General features: G+C 74.3%; 11 protein-coding genes. 5 read left to right on the forward strand and 6 right to left on the reverse strand.

Annotated elements, in window-relative coordinates; translation table 11 throughout:
- Positions 1–79: 79 nt before the first annotated feature.
- Both KSP35_RS04635 and KSP35_RS04640 read left to right on the forward strand, forming a co-directional pair.
- The gene (locus KSP35_RS04635; protein ID WP_216999344.1) at positions 80–397 is read left to right on the forward strand and encodes a hypothetical protein; all 318 of its coding nucleotides are present in this window, start codon (positions 80–82) and stop codon (positions 395–397) included.
- Positions 394–1,815 carry a GMC family oxidoreductase gene (locus KSP35_RS04640; RefSeq protein WP_216999346.1) on the forward strand — a complete coding sequence of 474 codons (1,422 nt, stop codon included), beginning with the start codon at positions 394–396 and terminating at the stop codon, positions 1,813–1,815. Before KSP35_RS04635 ends, KSP35_RS04640 begins: the two co-directional genes overlap by 4 nt.
- 226 nt (positions 1,816–2,041) lie before the next feature.
- Here the strand turns inward: KSP35_RS04640 and KSP35_RS04645 are convergent, their stop codons facing one another.
- The 3 genes from KSP35_RS04645 to KSP35_RS04655 are packed head-to-tail and all read right to left on the reverse strand — an operon-like array spanning position 2,042 to position 6,002.
- Complete coding sequence (locus KSP35_RS04645; RefSeq protein WP_216999348.1) at positions 2,042–3,949, reverse strand: hypothetical protein; 1,908 nt, start codon at positions 3,947–3,949, stop codon at positions 2,042–2,044.
- Positions 3,946–4,974, reverse strand: a complete 1,029-nt coding sequence (locus tag KSP35_RS04650; RefSeq protein WP_216999350.1) for an NAD(P)-dependent oxidoreductase — start codon at positions 4,972–4,974, stop codon at positions 3,946–3,948. The genes KSP35_RS04645 and KSP35_RS04650 overlap by 4 nt, the downstream gene beginning before the upstream one ends.
- A complete protein-coding gene (locus KSP35_RS04655) occupies positions 4,971–6,002 on the reverse strand; it encodes an NAD(P)-dependent oxidoreductase (RefSeq protein WP_216999351.1) in 1,032 nt (343 codons plus the stop codon). Before KSP35_RS04655 ends, KSP35_RS04650 begins: the two co-directional genes overlap by 4 nt.
- 117 nt (positions 6,003–6,119) lie before the next feature.
- On the opposite strand from KSP35_RS04655, the gene KSP35_RS04660 reads away from it, so the two are divergent.
- A complete protein-coding gene (locus tag KSP35_RS04660; RefSeq protein WP_216999354.1) occupies positions 6,120–8,015 on the forward strand; it encodes a hypothetical protein in 1,896 nt (631 codons plus the stop codon).
- A gap of 9 nt (positions 8,016–8,024) precedes the next feature.
- On the opposite strand, the gene KSP35_RS04665 is transcribed toward KSP35_RS04660, so the two are convergent.
- From KSP35_RS04665 to KSP35_RS04675, 3 genes are read right to left on the reverse strand one after another with little or no spacing between them, the layout of a single operon-like run.
- Entirely contained in the window at positions 8,025–9,377 is a 1,353-nt protein-coding gene (locus KSP35_RS04665) for a glycosyltransferase family 39 protein (protein ID WP_216999356.1), read from the reverse strand.
- Entirely contained in the window at positions 9,374–10,066 is a 693-nt protein-coding gene (locus tag KSP35_RS04670; RefSeq protein ID WP_216999358.1) for a glycosyltransferase family 2 protein, read from the reverse strand. The genes KSP35_RS04665 and KSP35_RS04670 overlap by 4 nt, the downstream gene beginning before the upstream one ends.
- A gap of 43 nt (positions 10,067–10,109) precedes the next feature.
- Positions 10,110–10,865, reverse strand: coding sequence for a class I SAM-dependent methyltransferase (locus KSP35_RS04675; RefSeq protein WP_216999360.1), 756 nt, complete (start codon positions 10,863–10,865; stop codon positions 10,110–10,112).
- A gap of 159 nt (positions 10,866–11,024) precedes the next feature.
- On the opposite strand from KSP35_RS04675, the gene KSP35_RS04680 reads away from it, so the two are divergent.
- Positions 11,025–12,212: a glycosyltransferase family 4 protein gene (locus KSP35_RS04680; protein ID WP_216999361.1), complete on the forward strand. Its 1,188-nt coding sequence runs from the start codon at positions 11,025–11,027 to the stop codon at positions 12,210–12,212.
- Positions 12,209–16,639 (forward strand): alpha-(1->3)-arabinofuranosyltransferase family protein, encoded by a 4,431-nt coding sequence (locus KSP35_RS04685; protein WP_216999363.1) that lies wholly within the window; start codon positions 12,209–12,211, stop codon positions 16,637–16,639. The genes KSP35_RS04680 and KSP35_RS04685 overlap by 4 nt, the downstream gene beginning before the upstream one ends.
- Positions 16,640–16,690: the final 51 nt, after the last annotated feature.

The following is a 16,690-nucleotide window of genomic DNA, read 5'->3' on the forward strand; positions in this document are numbered from 1 at the left end:
GAGGTGCCCCGACCCGGGGTCCCGGGCGGTGGCGGCCCGGCCTCCGTTGGCGGCAGGGGCGAGCGGTAGGGTTGCGCCGATGTTCTCCTACGAGCGCCGGGTCGTCACGTCGATGCTGACCACCGACGACCAGGCCCAGCGCTCCGAGGTCGTGGCCTTCGTCGGAGGCGCCCTCGCCGCCATGCCGGAGTTCCTCCGCCTGGGCATCACCGCCATCACCGTGGCGCTCACGGCGTGGAGCGGCCTGCGCCGTGTCGTCGGTGCCGGGCGCTCGGGCCCCGACGACCTCGCCTGGCTCAAGACCCACCCCATCGGCCTCGTCCGCCAGTGGGTCCGCGCCCTGCAGTCGCTGGTGCTGTTCGCCGAGAACGAGAAGATGGAGGCGGCGACACCGTGAGGGCCATCGACACCGAGGTGCTGGTCATCGGCTCCGGGGCCGGCGGGGCCACCACCGCGGTCCGCCTCGCCGAAGCGGGCCGCTCGGTGACCATCGTCGAGGAGGGGCCCGAGGTCCACCCGGACGCCGTGGAGCCGTTCTCGCTCGAGGAGATGGTGGCCAAGTACCGCCACGGCGGCGGCGCCGGCGCGCTGGGCCAGCCCCCGATCGCCTACACCGAGGGCCGCTGCGTGGGCGGCAGCACCGAGGTCAACAGCGGGCTCTGGCACCGCCTCCCGTCGGAGCTCACCGAGCAGTGGCGCTCGCGCTACGACATCGACGAGTTCGACCCCGCCACGCTCGACCGCGAGGCGGCCGCCATCGAGGACGAGCTCGGCGTGTCGTCGCTGCCCGGTCCCCCGCCTCGGTCCTCGGCGGTCCTCGACGAGGGCGCCACCAAGCTCGGCTGGCGCTCCACCGAGTTCCCCCGGGTCTTCCGCTACGACGAGCGCGGCCGGGGCGTGAAGCAGACCATGGCCCGCACGTTCCTGCCCCGGGCGCTGGCCGCCGGGGCCGTGCTGCTGCCCGACTGCCGCATCACCAAGCTCGAGCGTGCCGGCGACCGCGTCACCGGTGCCCGCGCCCGGCTCACCCGCGCCGACGGCACGGTGGAGGACGTCGTGCTGCGCGCCGACGTCGTGTTCGTGTGCGGTGGGGCCATCCACTCCCCCGCCCTGCTCCAGCGCTCGGGTGTGCGGCGCTCCATCGGCCGTGGCCTCAAGCTCCACCCCACCATCAAGATCGCCGCCCGCTTCCCGTTCGCCACCGACCACGACGACGTGGCGATGCACCGCATCACCGAGTTCGCCCCCGCCTTCACCATCGGCGGCTCCGCCAGCCGGCGGGGCCACGTGGCCATGGCGCTGGCCGAGACCGCCGTCCCGTTCGAGGACGCCCTGGCCGACTGGCGCAACGTCGGCGTGTACTACGCCGCCATCCGCAGCGAGGGCTCCGGTGCGGTGGTGGCCATCCCCGGGCTGGCGTCGCCGCTGGTGACCTACCGGCTCACCCCCAACGACCTGTCGAAGCTGGCCCAAGGCCTGGTGGCGCTGGGCGAGGCCCTGCTGGCGGCTGGGGCCGTGGAGCTCTACCCCTCGGTCACCGGCGCGACGGTCGCCCGCTCCCGAGCCGACCTCGCCAGCTGGTGGGACGCCGTCACCCCCAAGGCGGCCAACCTCATGACCGTGCACCTCACCTCCAGCATCCGCATGGGCGAGCGGGGCCACCTCGCCGGCACCGACTCCTTCGGCCGCGTCCACGGCTACGCCAACCTCCACGTCAACGACGCCTCGCTCCTCCCCGACGCCCCCGGCGTCAACCCCCAGGCCGGCATCATGGCCATCGCGTCCCGCAACGCCGCCCACTTCCTCACCCGCTGACCCGCCCCGGCGCCCGTCCCCGCCCGACCGCCTCGCCGACGGCACCAGCGTCCGCCGACGAACTTGTGGGCCCTCCCTGCCGTTTCCGGCGGTCTCCGCCCACAAGTTCGACGGGGTGCCCTCCGCCGTGACGAACTTGTGGGCCATCGCTGCCGTTTTCGGCGGTCTCCGTCCACAAGTTGCAGGAGGGTTGGGGCGGGTGCGCTGGTGGCCGCGTGGCGGGGGGTCAGGGGGTGGCGTCGGTGGGGGCGAGGAGGTAGATGGCGACGGGGGCACGGATGGCGAGGACCTCGCGCATCTGGACCTTGATGGGCTCGGGGACGTCGGGGTCGAGCGAGGTGGTGAAGAGGTTGCCGCTCCACTCGCCGGCCTGCTTGGTGAGGCCGGCGTCGGTGAGCTCCTGCTGCACCTGGGCGACCATGCGGTCGTACCCCGCCCGCTCGGCCGGGGTGCGGGCGTCGCGGTAGGCGATGCGCCGGGCCAGGGGGTTGGCGTCCCAGGCGGGGATGTCGGGGCCGGTGACCAGCTGCAGGACGCCGGTGGCGTCGGCCAGCGGCAGCACGCGGTGCTGGGTGGCCCCGACGCCGAAGGGCTTGTCGACGCCGACCGTGAAGCCCTGGCGCTCGAGCTCGTTGACCAGGCCGAAGCCCTGCGAGCCGATGGTGACGCGGTCGGTCCAGCGCACGAGGTAGCGGCCCGACCGCCCGCTGCCCACGAGGTCGCCCGACGCGAGCTTGGGCACGGCTTGGCGGGACACCGCGCCGAGGTCCTGGGAGAGGTCGGTGCGGGCCGGGACGGCGTCGAGGTTGCCGACCGAGAACGACGCGGCGGCCACCACGGCCACCAGGACGGCGACGGCGGCGAGCCGGGGCGAGGTGGCGACGTCGCCCGCCGCCGGCCAGCGGTGGCGGGCCACCACCAGCAGGCTCCACGCGGTGGCGACGACCAGCAGGGCGGTGAGGCCCCACGCCCAGAGGAACAGGTACGACCAGAGGAGGCCGTAGATGCGGGTGGAGGAGATGGCGGCGAGCGCCAGCGCGGCGGCGAGCACCAGGTGGAGCCGGACCAGGGTGCGGTGCCCGAGCCGCCAGACGGCCACGGCCGACGCCGCCCAGGCCACCAAGAGGAGCAGGGCGGCCCAGCAGACGCCGGAGCCGGTGCTCACGCCGGTGAGGTCGCGGCCGGTCAGGTAGGCGGTGGGGTCGAGGTTGCGCAGCAGCTCGGCGAAGCCGCCGCGGATGCCCGACACGCCCTCGGTGGGGTTCGACACCGAGTCCTTGATGCGGGTGAGGTTGCCCACGCCCCAGATCTCGTCGATCACCGGCGGCGTCCACAGCAGCACGGCGAGCACCACCGCGCCGGCGCTCCAGCGACGGGCCCGGGCGGCGGCGGCCTGGTCCTCGGCCGTGCGGCCCTTCCACAGCGAGATGGCCAGCGGGACGGCGAGGAAGACCCCCAGCCCGCCGACCAGGCCGACGTAGGGCAGGTGGGTCTGGGCGCAGAAGGTGCCGGCCACGACGGCGGGCACCACCATCACGACGTCGCCCTCGAGCACCGACCACACGGCCAGCAGCAGCACGAGCCACCACAGCACCGGCAGGTACGGGTTCCACGGCTCGATGAACACGTGGTGGCCGTAGAAGCGGGTGAGCACCGCGAGCGCGGCGGTGAGCGCCAGCACCAGGGGCAGGCCGCCCCGGCGCTTGCCCATCCACAGCACCAGGCCCATGGCCAGGGCGTGCAGGCTCACCGCGGCGGCGGTGAAGGCCCACGAGGTGCTGCCGAGCAGCCGGTAGACCGGCGCCAGCATCCAGAAGCTCAGCGGGCCCGGGTGGCTGCCGGGGTCGTACCAGGGCCCGATCCGCCCGGCGAGGCCGATGAGCGGGGTGTGGCGGCCGCCGACGTCGCGCACCCGCAGCTCGTACTGGGCCAGGTCGGCGACGGGGTACCAGTGGGGCCGGTAGGCCGCCACCAGCGCGACCACCAGCGGCACGGTGACCAGGGCCCAGCAGCCGACGGTGATCCAGGTGTCACGGGCTGGCGCCCGGCGGCGCGCCGTCGGTGCCACGGGCGCGACCCGCTCGTCGGCCTCGACGAACAGCGGGTCGCCCGGGGCGTCGGCCACCTCGGTCACGGCAGCTTCTTGATCAGCTTCATGAGGCCGAGGGGCAGGGGCGACTGGTGGTGCGAGCCGTGGCGGTCACCGAGCCCCGCCCGGTTGCGCAGGAACCACTCGTAGGACTCGATGAGCATCTCGGCGTTGTCCTGGGTGGGCGCCCAACCGAGCTCCTCGCGGGCCTTGGTGGTGTCGAACCAGAGGGACTCGCCGTACATGAGCCAGTGATAGGGGGCGAGCGGGATCCACCCCGGGCCGGCGAGCAGCTTCATGGCGGTGGCGGCCGGGCCGGTGGGCAGGGAGCGCACCTTCGAGCCGGTGCCGGCGTGCTCGACGAGGGCGGTGAGCGTCTCGCGCATGGTGCCGGGGCTGTCGCCGCCGATGTTGTAGGTGGCCGGGCCCTCGCGGTCGGCCGCCAGGAGGGTGGCGTCGGCGAGGTCGTAGGCGTGGACGAACTGGTAGCGGTTGCGGCCCCCGCCCATCACGAACACGGGGGCGCCCTCGGCCACGAACTCGAACAGGATGGCCATGATCCCCAGGCGGCCGTGCCCGAGGATGGTCCGCGGCCGGATGATGCTCACGTCGAGGCCGGCGGCTGCCGCCTCGTGGCACAGGAGCTCGGCTTCGAGCTTGGCCCGGCCGTAGGCCTCGAGCGGCTTGCCGGGCGTCGCCTCAGTGACCGGGTTGGTGTCGGGGATGCCGAAGATGGCGCTCGACGAGGTGTGGACCACCTTGCTGACGCCGGCGTCGCGTGCGGCGAGGAGGACGTTGGCGGCGCCGAGGACGTTGACCGACCAGAACAGCTCGTGGTCCTTGGCCAGCGGCACCTGGGCGACGTTGTTGAGGACGACGTCGACGCCCTCGAAGGCGGCGCGCACCGCGCCGCGGTCGCGCACGTCGCCGCGCACCACCTCGATGTCGGTGGCGTCGGCCGGCGCCTCGAGGTCGAAGATGCGGACGTTGTCGCCGCGCGCCTTGGCCCGCTCGGCGAGGAGGGCGCCGAAGTAGCCGCTGCCGCCGGCCACGAGGACCGTGCGGCTCACAGCCGCGCTCCCCGGGCGAGGCAGGAGCGGATGCTGGCGCGCATGCCCTCGACGAGGGCGACCTCCGGCTCGTAGCCGAGGTCCTTGCGCGCCGCCGAGATGTCGCAGGCGATGGTGTCGCGCAGCTCGCCCAGGACGTGGACGGGCTGCACGTAGCGACCCGCGGCCTGCAGCAGCGTGTCGGCCTTGACGGCGACGTCGGCCAGCAGGCGCGGCACGGGCCGCAGCTTCCCCGAGACCGGCAGCCCTTCGAGGGCGAGGGCTTCGCGCACCCCCTCGAAGATGCGGCGCAGCTCGTAGGGCTCGGCGTCGGCGATCCAGTAGGCGTTGCCCGGCGCCGCGTCGGCGACCTCAGCCCTGCGGCACCCCTGCACCAGGTTCCCCGTGAACACCATCGAGCGCTGCTGGCGCCCGTCGCCGATGAGCGGGAACCGACCCTTGCGGAGGGCCGAGAAGAACTGGTCCTGCCGGGCGGGCTGGTGCGGCCCGTAGAACCACGGCGGGCGCAGGACGACGGCTTCGAGGTCACCGCGGTCGTGGGCCTTGCGCACCAGCTCCTCGCCCTCGAGCTTGCTCTGCCCGTAGGAGAGGTAGGGGTTGGTGGGGCTGTCCTCGGTGAAGCGGTCGGTCGGGCGGGCGTTGGCCCCGAACGGCGAGTTGGAGGAGACGTGGACGAACCGGCCGGCGCCGGCGCGGCGGGCGCCGTCGAGCACCAGCCGGGTGCCGCCGACGTTGACGTCGAAGAAGGGCCGCGTGGTGCCGGGCGGGTGGATCACCCCGGCGGTGTGGAAGACCGTGGCCGACCCGACGCCGTCGAACAGGGCCTCGATGGCCGCCGGGTCGCGGACGTCGCCCACCACGGGCTGGACGGCCGGCGACAGCACCTCGAGCAAGGCCCCCTCGGCGGGCTCGCGCACCAGGCAGCGGACGACGCTGCGGCCGTCGTCGACGAGGTCGCGGACCAGGTTCTGGCCCAGCCAGCCGGCCGCTCCGGTGACGACGACGTTCGGCGGCGCTGCTTCGGGCATGGGCCACGAACCTAGTCCAGGCACCCCTGACCACCCGGGCACGGGGGAGCCCGGCGAGGCGACCCGGATCGAGCCCGGGCGGGGCCGCGAGCAGGTCGACCACTACGCTCGCCGCCGATGCTGCCGCCGGCCGATCCGTCCCCCGCCGACGACGCCGGCACCCCACCGAGGTGGGCGCGCTGGTGGCCGCTGCTGGTGGTCGTCGCCGGCCTGCCGCTGGTGGTGCTGGTGGTCGCGCTGGCCCAGCGCACCTGGTACCCCACCGGTGACCTCGCCCAGGCGGAGCTGCGCATGCGCTCGCTCCCGTCGCACCCGCCCCTCGTGGGCGCGGCGGGCCGCATCACCGACGCTGCCGGCCGCCAGGGCAACCACCCCGGCCCCCTCATGTTCTGGGTCACGTGGCCGCTCTACGCCCTGCTCGGGCGCTCGTCCTGGGCGTTCGAGGCAGCCACCACGCTGGTCAACCTGGCCTGGCTCGCCACCTCGGTGTGGCTGGTGCGCAAGGCCGCGGGTGTGGCCGTCGCCGCCGGCTACGTGGCCGTGGCCCTGGTGCTGGTCGGTGGCTTCGGCCTCGACGGCCTCTCGCAGCCGTGGAACCCCTGGGTGGCGCTGCTGCCCTTCACCGTGCTGCTCGTGACCACCTGGAACGCCCTCGACGGCTGGCGCTGGGCCCCGGTGGTCGCCGTGGCGAGCGGGTCCTACGCGATCCAGGGCCACGTGGGCTACGCCCCGGTGGCCGCCCCCCTCGTGCTGGCCTCGGTGGTGGCCCCCATCTGGCTGGCGCGGCGCCGAGCCCGGCGGCCCGAGCCGGGGACCTCGGGCGACGACGGCCAGGTCACGGTCCGCCTGCGCTACCGCGAGGCGCCGTCCTGGGTGCTGCCCACGGCGAGCGCCCTCCTCCTGGGCGTGACCGCCTGGAGCGGCCCGATCGTCGACGCCGTGCGCAACGACCCCAGCAACGCGCAGAAGCTGGCGTCGAACTTCGGCTCCCCGTCGGAGGACCCGGTCGGCGTGGTCGAGGGCGCCAAGCTGCTCCTGCGGACGGCGGCACCCCTCGGGGCCTGGGTGACGGGCGGGCTCGACCTCCACGCGTCGATCGTGCCGGGCCTGGCCCTGCTCCTCGCCTGGGCCGCCGTCGCGGCGGTGGTCGCCCGCCGCGGGGACCAACCGGCGCTGGTCCGGCTCGACCTGGTGCTGGCCGCCTCGCTGGCCTTCGGGCTCTTCGCCACCAGCCGCATCTTCGGCGCCGCCTACCTCTACGTCTTCCGGTGGGCCGTGGTCCTCGCTGGCCTGGTGGTGTTCACGCTGCTGTGGGGTGTGGCCACCTTGCTCCCCCGGCCCGCGCCGGGGCTGACCCGCCGGCTCGGCGCCGCCGCGGTCGCCCTGCTGGTCCTGGGCAGCGTCGCCACGGCGGTCCGGGTCTCGCGCCAGGAGATCCCCTACGACTACTCCTGGAAGGCCGAGGAGGTGCTGGCGCCCCGGACGGCCGCCGCGCTCCAGCCTGGCACCCGCTACCTCGTCGACTGGGAGGACCCCGTCTACCTCGGCGGCGTGGGCTTCGGGCTGCTGCTCGACCTGGAGCGGCGCGGGTTCGACGTGGGGAGCCCGGCGCCCACCGCCACGGCCGTGGAGCCTCGCCGCGTGCGGTGCCCCGGCGGCTACGACGCCGTGCTCACGGCGGTCACCGGCCCGCTCGCCATCGCGGCGTGGAAGGCCAAGCCCGACGCCCGCGTGCTGGCCGAGAGCGGTCCGTCGGACCCCGGGTTCGACTACCAGGCCACCTTCGACGAGCTGCAGCGGACGCTGGCGGCCGAGGGCACCGACCTCGACCCGGCCCAGCTCGAGCGGTCGCTCACGCTGGTGGTGCTGAGCCCGGCGGCGCCGGCAGCTGCGCACCGCCTGGCCAGCCGCCTGGTCAGCGAGGGCGTCCCGACCGCGGTGTTCCTGCAGGACCCGGCGCCCGTGGCGGGCCCGGTGGCCCACACCGTCGCCAACGAGCCGTGCTGGAAGTAGTCCCCGGCCTCAGGTCCGCGCGGTGGCGAAGCGGCGCACCGCGTCGGTGACCGCCAGGGCGGCGACCACCACCACCACCGGGTCGGCCACGGCGCGGAAGCGCAGGTTGCCGTAGGTGGCCACCACCGTGGCCAGCACGGCCACCAGCGGGACGACCAGCACCCACCGCGGGCCGTCGCCGCGCCGACGCCACGGCACGACGGCGCCGGCCAGGGCCACCAGCGCGAGCAGCTGGAACAGGCGGGTGCCGTTGCGGTCCCACCGGGCGGTGCGGCCCTCGAAGCGGGCGAAGTTCACCTGCTGGTCGAAGCGGTAGAGGCCGACGGTGCGTCCGATGCGGGCGAGGGCGACGCCCGGCAGCTCGCCGGCGTGGTCCCGGGCGTAGCGCAGGCCGGCGCTGCGCAGCGCGGCGGCCGACTGCGCCTCGTCCTGGCCGTGGGTCACGTCGAAGCCGGTGAAGCAGCGGCCGTCGGGGTCGACCTCCAGCCCGCCGTCGGTGGCGACGTTCGTGACCCAGAGGCCGCGGAACTCGCCGTGGTAGGCCCGGTCGCAGTTGGCGCCGCGCGCCACCGAGCCCAGGTTGTTCGACACCGGCACGAACCGGCCGAAGGCCACGGCGTTGCGGATGGTCCACGGTGCAAGCACCGCGGCCATGGCGCCCAGCCCCAGGGCCAGCGCGGCGAGCCGGCGGCGGTGGTCGCCAGGGAGCCGCCACGCCAGGGGCAGCACGAGCAGCGGGCCCACGAGGAGGAGCTCGGCGCGGACCAGGCCGCCGAGCCCGGCCAGGGCGCCGAGGGCCACCCACCGCCACCGGCTGGGCCGCTGGTGGACCGCGAGGGCGGCGACCACGACCGCCATCCCGAGGAAGGCGGCGAGCGGTTCGGCGAGCGGCGAGGTGTCGGTGGACCACAGCGACGGGTGGGCCGCCGCCAGCGCGGCGGCGAGCAGCGCGGCGTGGCGACCGCCGAGGCGGAAGCCGGCGACGCCGACGAGGCCGACGGTGAGGCTGCCCACCAGGCACAGCACCGCCCGCTGCCCGGCCTCGGACGAGACCCCGACGAGGTCGGCGGCGGCCAGGAGGGCGGGGAACCCGGGTGGGTACTCCGCCGAGGCCACCGACCGGCCGTCGCGCTGCAGGTCGAACGGCCGGACGTAGCCCTTGCCGTCGGCCAGGTTCGACGCGAGCAACCGATAGGCAGCGGCGTCGCTGACCGCCGGCGCGGGCGGGATCGGCGACGAGGTGTTGCGCAGCAGGTCGACGCGGACGACAAACGCCACCGCGACCAGCAGCCCCAGCAGGACCAGGGTCCGCCGGTCCGGGAGGAACCGGCCCTCGGCCGCTCCCCCGGGCGTCTCGGTCACTTCCCCCGCAGCCGGATCCGGGCCAGGATCCACAACGCCGCCACGCCGTCGGTCCACTGGATCTTCTTGCCCTCTTCCCGGCCGCGGGCGCGGTAGGAGATCGGCACCTCGAAGATGCGCTCGGACATGGCCAGCAGCTTGCCGGTGAGCTCGGCCTCGATCCCGAAGCCGTTCGACTGGAGGTCCACGCGGCGCCAGGTGGTGGTGGGCGCCACCTTGAGGCAGGTCTCGATGTCGGTGAGCCAGGCGTCGAACAGGAACGACGCCCACAGCGCCAGCATCTTGTTCCCCAGGACGAACCAGAAGGAGTAGGCGGCGTGGCCGCCGTAGGACCGAGCGCCGTAGACGACGTTGGCGTCGCCGTCGAGGATCGGCTGCAGCAGGGCCGGGAAGTCGGCGGGGTCGTACTCGAGGTCGGCGTCGAGGACGGTGAGCAGCTCGCCGGTGGCCTCCTCGATGCCCCGCCGCAGCGCCTTGCCCTTGCCCTGGTTGGGGTCCTGCGTGATGAGCCGGACCTGGCCGGCCTCCACCAGGTCGGCGATGGTCTCGGTGCACCGGTCGGTGGAGCCGTCGTCGACGACCAGGACCTCGGTGGGGATGGGCATGGTGACCGCGAGCAGCCGATCGAGGGCGGTGCGGAGCGTCTCGCGCTCGTTGTACACCGGCATGACGATGGTCAGGGACGACATGGAGCCTTGCTTTCCTGCGGGGAGCGGGACGACGGGGACGACCTCAGTGCGGCCAGGTCTCGGGATCGTGGCCGAACACCCGGGTGACCTGGCCCAGCTTGGCCAGGATCAGGGCCTTGATGACGACGTTGCGGACGAACCACGGCAGGTTGGCGGCCTGCCGGGCCGCGTTGCGGGCCCGCTCGCCGGTGCCCAGAGGCTCCTTGCGGTAGTGCGTCATGGACTCCGAGCGGCCCAGGTACCGGAAGTCGGAACCGAAGAACAGCGAGGCCACGAGGGCGCCGGTGACGCCGATCGACGAGAAGCAGTCGTGGATCAGGAGGTCCCCGCCGGGCTCGATCTTGGCGCTCCAGCGCTTGATGTCGTCGAGGGCGGGACCGAACCGGTGGGCGCCGTCGATGTAGAGCAGGTCGATGGCGCCGGGCACGTCGGCCAGCGCCTCGCCGGAGAACTTGCGGACGTGGCGGACCCGGTCGGCCACGCCGGCGGCGGACAGGTTGGCGTTGAACACCTCGAAGTCGTCGGCCGCCGCCTCGGCGAAGCCGTCGATCTCCTGGGGGCCCCGGTCGTTGCCGGCGTGGGGGTCGATGGCCACCAGCTCGACGCCCTCGGCGGCCGCCGAGGCGAGCACGATCATGGACCGGCCACGGAAGGAGCCGATCTCGACGATGCGGCCGCCGGTGCGCACGGCGCGAGAGCACGTCCACAGCCGCCGGGCCTGGCCCGGCGTCATCCAGCCCTCCACCCCGGCGACGGCCTGGGTGACCTCCTCGAAGGTGCTGGCGGTGGGTGTGGACATGCGCGGCGCCTCCGGCGGTGTTCGGGGAGTCGATGCCCTCGGTGTGTGGCAGGCCCGCACTAGGGTGCTTCGGAGCCTGCCGGGCGGGTCGTCGACCGGTTGCGCAGCGTACTGCACCGGCACCCGTGCCCCAGCGATCCACCGACGTCGAAACGACCCGTGACCGACTCCTCCGACCACCTCCAGAAGCTGGGAGACATCGCCGCCCGAGCGGGCCTGCGGCGGATCCACATGCTGGCCTGGCGCGACCTCGACGACGTCGAGGCCGGCGGGTCCGAGGTCCACGCGCCGGAGGTCGCCCGGCTGTGGGCCGAAGCCGGCATCGAGGTCGTGATCCGCACCTCGTTCGCCCAGGGCCACCCCAGCCACGCCCACCGCGACGGCTACCAGGTGGTCCGCAAGGCCGGCCGCTACCTCGTGTTCCCCCGGGCGGCCGCCAGCGAGGCCACCCGGCGCTACGGCGAGCGCGACGCGCTCGTGGAGATCTGGAACGGCATGCCGTTCTTCTCGCCGCTGTGGGCCCGCGGCCCGCGTGTCGTGTTCCTGCACCACGTCCACGCCGACATGTGGAAGATGGTGCTGCCGCCGAACCTTGCGAAGCTGGGCGACACGCTGGAGAGCCGGGTGGCCCCCAAGCTGTACCGCCGGTCGCGCATGATCACCCTGTCGCCGTCGTCCAAGCGGGAGATGCTCGACATCGGGTTCCGCGACGACCTCGTCGACGTCGTGCCCCCCGGGGTCGACCCCCGCTTCTCCCCCGGCGGCGAGCTCTCGCCCACCCCCTTGGTGGTGGGCGTCGGGCGCCTGGTGCCGGTCAAGCGCTTCGACCGCCTCATCCGCGCCGTGGTGGCCGCCCGGCAGCACGCCCCCGAGCTCGAGCTGGTGCTGGTGGGCACCGGTCCCGACCGCACCGACCTCGAGTCCCTCGTGCACCAGCTCGGCGTCCAGGACCACGTCCACTTCGCCGGCCGCATCTCCGACGACGAGCTGGTGGCCACCTACCGGCGGGCGTGGGCCGTCGCCTCGTCCTCGGTGCGCGAGGGCTGGGGCATGACGCTCACCGAGGCGGCAGCCTGCGGCACGCCCGCGGTGGCCACCCGCATCCCCGGCCACGTCGACGCCATCGCCGAGGGGCAGAGCGGCCTGCTGGCCGACGACGACGCCGAGCTGGCCCGCCACCTGGCCGCCGTCGCCACCGACCACGCGCTGCGGGACCGCCTCCGCGCCGGCGCCCTCGTCCACGCCTCGCAGTTCACGTGGACCAACACCGCCACGCAGATCCTGGAGGCCCTCGCGGACGAAGCGCTGGGCCGCCGCCACCGCCCCGGCGCCGGCTCGCGAGCTTGAGCTCGCCGCTGCGGCGGCGGCTGCGAGCCGCCGTCCCGTCCACCATCCTCGCGGTCACGGTCTACGTGCCGCTGCTGCTGACCAAGCCGGGCAAGGTCGGCGCCGACACCAAGACCTACCTCTACCTCGACCCGGGCCGGATGCTGTCGCGGGCCACGTCGATGTGGGACCCCAACATCGGCATGGGCACGGTCACCCACCAGAACATCGGCTACCTGTGGCCCATCGGGCCCTACTACTGGCTGGCCGACCAGCTCGACGTGCCGGACTGGGTGGCCCAGCGGATCTGGCTCGCCACGATCCTCGTGGTCGCCGGCATCGGCGTCCGCTTCATGCTCAAGGCCATGGGCCAGGAGGGGCCGCACGTCACGGCCGCCACCTTCGTCTACGCCCTGACGCCGTACGTGCTCACCCTGGGCGCCCGCCTCTCGGTGATCCTGCTCCCCTATGCCGGGCTCCCCTGGCTCATCGGCCTCACCGTCCTGTCGCTGCGGCACAAGCGGTGGCGGGAGCCGGCGCTGTTCGCCCTCGTGGTGGCCACCATCGGCAGCGTCAACGCCACCGCGCTCATCCTGTGCGGGTTCGGCCCGCTGCTCTGGATCGCCAACGAGCTCTGGATCACCCGCGAGGTGCGCTTCCGCGATGCGGCCAAGGCGGTCGGGCGCATCGGCGTGGTCACCGTCGGCTGCTCGCTCTGGTGGCTCTCGGGCCTCTGGGCCCAGGGCGGCTACGGCATCGACATCCTCAAGTACACCGAGACGGCCCGCACCGTGGCCGTCGCCTCCCTGTCGCTCGAGGTCCTGCGCGGCCTGGGCTACTGGTTCTTCTACGGCGAGGACCGCTACGGCCCCTGGATCGCCGCGTCTCGCGAGTACATGGAGGGCCCCAAGGTCCTCTTCGTGACCTACCTGCTCCCGGGCCTCGGCCTGGTGGGCGCCGCCCTCACCCGGTTCCGTGAGCGCGCCTTCTTCCTGCTCATGCTGGTGGTCGGGCTGTTCCTCGCCGTCGGCGGCCACCCCTGGGACGACGGCGCCGCCGCGCCCGCCGCCATGAAGGCGTTCCTGCTCTCCGACGCCGGCCTGGCCATGCGCAGCCTCCCGCGGGCGGCGCCGCTGGTGGTGCTCGCCCTGTCGGTCTTCACCGGCTCGCTGATCGCCTCGATCACCGTCCAGCGCCCACGGCTGGCCCGGCCGCTCACCGCCGCCGTCATGGTGCTGGCCGTGCTCGGCCTGCCGCCGCTGTGGCGGGGCCAGCTGGTCGACTCGAACCTCGACCGCGATGAGGACATCCCGGCGTACTGGAACCAAGCGGCCGCCGCCCTCGACCGGCGCGACGACGGCAGCCGCGTGCTGGAGGTCCCGGGCTCGGACTTCGCCTCGTACCGCTGGGGCAACACCGTCGACCCGGTGCTGCCGGGGTTGATGGACCGGCCCTACGTCGCACGCGAGCTGATCCCCTACGGCTCGCCGCCGTCGGCCGACTTCCTCAACGCCCTCGACCACCGCCTCCAGGAGCAGACGCTCGACGCCCGGGCCCTGGCGCCGATCGCCCGGTTCATGGGGGTCGGCGACATCTCCGTGCGCTCGGACCTGAGCTACGAGCGGTACAACACGCCCCGGCCGCGCACCCTGTGGCAGCTCCTGCGCACCGCGCCCGACATCGGCACGCCGCTGGGCTTCGGGCCCGCCGAGCGCAACACGCCGCGGGCCGACCTCCCGCTGTTGGACGAGGCCGAGCTGGCCATCCCGCCGTCGTTGCCCGATCCGCCCGAGGTCGGCATCCTCCCGGTCGACGACCACGAGGCCATCGTGCGCACCGCGCCGACCACCAGCCCCGTCGTGCTGGCCGGCAACGGCGACGGGCTCGTCGACGCCGCGTCGGCCGGCCTGGTCGACGGCCACGAGCTCGTCCTGTACTCCGGGTCCTACGCCAAGGACCAGAAGGCCCTGCAGCAGCAGATCGACCGCGACGCCGCCCTGGTGCTCACCGACACCAACCGGCGCGAGAGCCGGCGCTGGAGCACGGTGCGCGACAACACCGGCATCACCGAGCGAGCCGGCCAGGAGCCGATGGAGGCGGACCCCACCGACGAGCGGCTCGAGGTCTTCCCCGACCAGACCGACGCCCAGGCCACGGTGGTCGAAGCACGCGGCGGCGTCTACGCCGATGCGACGGGCTACGGCAACTCGGTCTCCTACACCCCTGAGGACGACCCCACGAACGCCGTCGACGGCAACGTCAACACCGCCTGGAAGGTCGGCGGCTTCGGCTCGGCCGACGGCGAGACCCTCCGGCTCACCTACGAGAAGCCGGTCACCACCGACCACCTGCGCGTCCTCCAGGCCTTCGGTGGCGTGCGGACCCGCTCGATCACCAAGGTCGACGTCAGCTTCGACGGCGGCCCCGCCACGTCCTACGACCTCGACGACTCCTCCCGCCCGGAGAAGCCCACCGAGGGCTCCGCCCCGGGCCAGGTCCTGCGCTTCGGCGAGCGCAGCTTCACCACCGTGTCGCTGACCATCCGCGAGACCGATCCCGACCACCTCCGCCGCTGGGACGGCATCAGCGCCACCGGCTTCGCCGAGGTCGTGGCCGTCGATCGAGACGGGACCCGGCCCGTCGCCGACGACGTCGTCCGCCTGCCCACCGACCTGCTCGCCGCCGCCGGCACCGGCTCGCTCGAGCACCCGCTGGCCATCGTCCTGAGCCGCCAGCGGGTGGCGGGCACGGTGGCCGTGCGCACCGATCCCGAGCTGGCCATGGCCCGCACGTTCGCCCTGCCGGCCGCCCGCTCGTTCGGGCTCCGAGGCCAGGTCCGCCTGTCCAACGGCGCGGCCGCCGACAACGTCATCGACCAGGCCCTGGGCCTGCCGAGCGCCGAGGACGGCGGCGTGACGGCGACCTCCAGCCGCCACATCCCCGGCGGGCTGGCGAACCGCGCCATGCAGGCCATCGACGGCGACCCGGACACCTGGTGGAGCCCCGGCTTCCTCGGCCAGCAGCGCGAGTGGGTCGACTACGTCACCGCCGAACCGGTCACCGTGCGCGACCTCGACCTGTCCGTCCTCGCCGACGGTCGGCACTCCGTGCCCCGCCAGCTGGTGGTCACCGTCACCGACGCCTCCGGCGCCGACGTCGCCCAGACCGTCGACGTGCCGGCGATCGACGACCAGCCCGCCCCGAACGCCCACCAGACCGTCTCGGTCCGCCTGCCGAAGGCCGTCACCGGCACCCACGTCCGGGTCGCGGTCGCCGACGGACCCGATGCGGTGCGGGAGGAGCAGACCATCGACTGGTTCACCGGCAAGGCCATCACCCTGCCGATCGGCATCGTCGACCTGGGCATCGCCGGCCTGCAGGCGCCGAAGCTGCCGAAGGCGATCGACCCGGGGTGCCGCGCCGACCTCGTCGAGGTCGACGGCAAGCCGGTGGGCGTCTCGCTCCGCGGGACCACCGCCGACCTGCTCGCCGGCCAGGCCATCGAGGCGCGGACCTGCGCCCCCGACGGCGTCGCCCTGCGCTCGGGCTCCCGCACGCTGCGCACCACGCCCGGTGCCTTCACCGGGCTCGACCTCGACCGCCTGGTCCTGCGCTCGGCGGCCGGCGGTGACGCCGATGCCGGCGACGGCACCATCACCACGCCATCCACGCCCGGGCGCGGCCGTCCCGAGGTCCGCATCGACCACCAGGACCGCACCAGCCTCGACCTGACCGTCACCGGCGCCGACGACGCGTTCTGGCTGATCCTGGGCCAGAGCCACAACGCCGGCTGGAAGGCCACCGCCGGCGGCAAGGACCTGGGCGCCCCCACCCTCGTCGACGGCTACGCCAACGGGTGGCAGGTCCCCGCCGGCCAGACCATCTCGGTCCACCTGGAGTGGACGCCGCAGAAGGTCGTGTGGGCCTCGCTCGCAGCCTCGGCCCTCTCCATCCTGGCCGCCCTCGTGCTGGTCCTCTGGCCCCGCCGGCGACCCGCCGGCGCCGAGTCGGAGCTGGGCTGGATCCCCCTCGACGCCCGGCCGAGCATGCCGCGCGCCCTCCGCCTGTCGCGCGTCCTGCGCTACGCCGGACCGACGCCGTCGCGCTTCGCCCTCGTGGCCACCACGCTCGGCGGCCTGGCCTTCGGCGCCGCCATGATGGGCCCGGGCTACGGCCTGCTGCTCGGTGCCGTCGCCCTGGTGGCGCTGCGGGTGCCACGGGCCCGCCCCCTGCTGACCCTCGGCGGTCCCCTCCTCTTCGCAGGCACGGTCCTCGTCGTCGCCCACAACGCGCTGCTCGACCACCTCCCGCCGGGCTTCGACTGGCCGACCTACTTCGAGAGCGTGCACCGCCCCGCCTGGCTGGGGGTGGCCCTGCTGGCCTTCGACGTCGTGATCGACCGGTGCTGGCTGCGGCGCTGGTGGCCCACGGAGGACTCGCCGGCCTGATCCCACGCCGCCCGGCCGGACGTTCGTCCCGCCTTCCGGACGGCCCGTCAC

Origin of the sequence: Aquihabitans sp. G128, assembly GCF_019048865.1 — a bacterium.
Taxonomy (GTDB): Bacteria; Actinomycetota; Acidimicrobiia; order Acidimicrobiales; family Iamiaceae; genus Aquihabitans.

Bases quoted from the DNA above. Each gene is read 5' to 3' on its own strand.
- KSP35_RS04660 (WP_216999354.1), top strand. From the start codon at position 6,120: ATGCTGCCGCCGGCCGATCCGTCCCCCGCCGACGACGCCGGCACCCCA.
- KSP35_RS04670 (WP_216999358.1), bottom strand. From the start codon at position 10,066: ATGTCGTCCCTGACCATCGTCATGCCGGTGTACAACGAGCGCGAGACG.
- KSP35_RS04675 (WP_216999360.1), bottom strand. From the start codon at position 10,865: ATGTCCACACCCACCGCCAGCACCTTCGAGGAGGTCACCCAGGCCGTC.
- KSP35_RS04635 (WP_216999344.1), top strand. From the start codon at position 80: ATGTTCTCCTACGAGCGCCGGGTCGTCACGTCGATGCTGACCACCGAC.
- KSP35_RS04655 (WP_216999351.1), bottom strand. From the start codon at position 6,002: ATGCCCGAAGCAGCGCCGCCGAACGTCGTCGTCACCGGAGCGGCCGGC.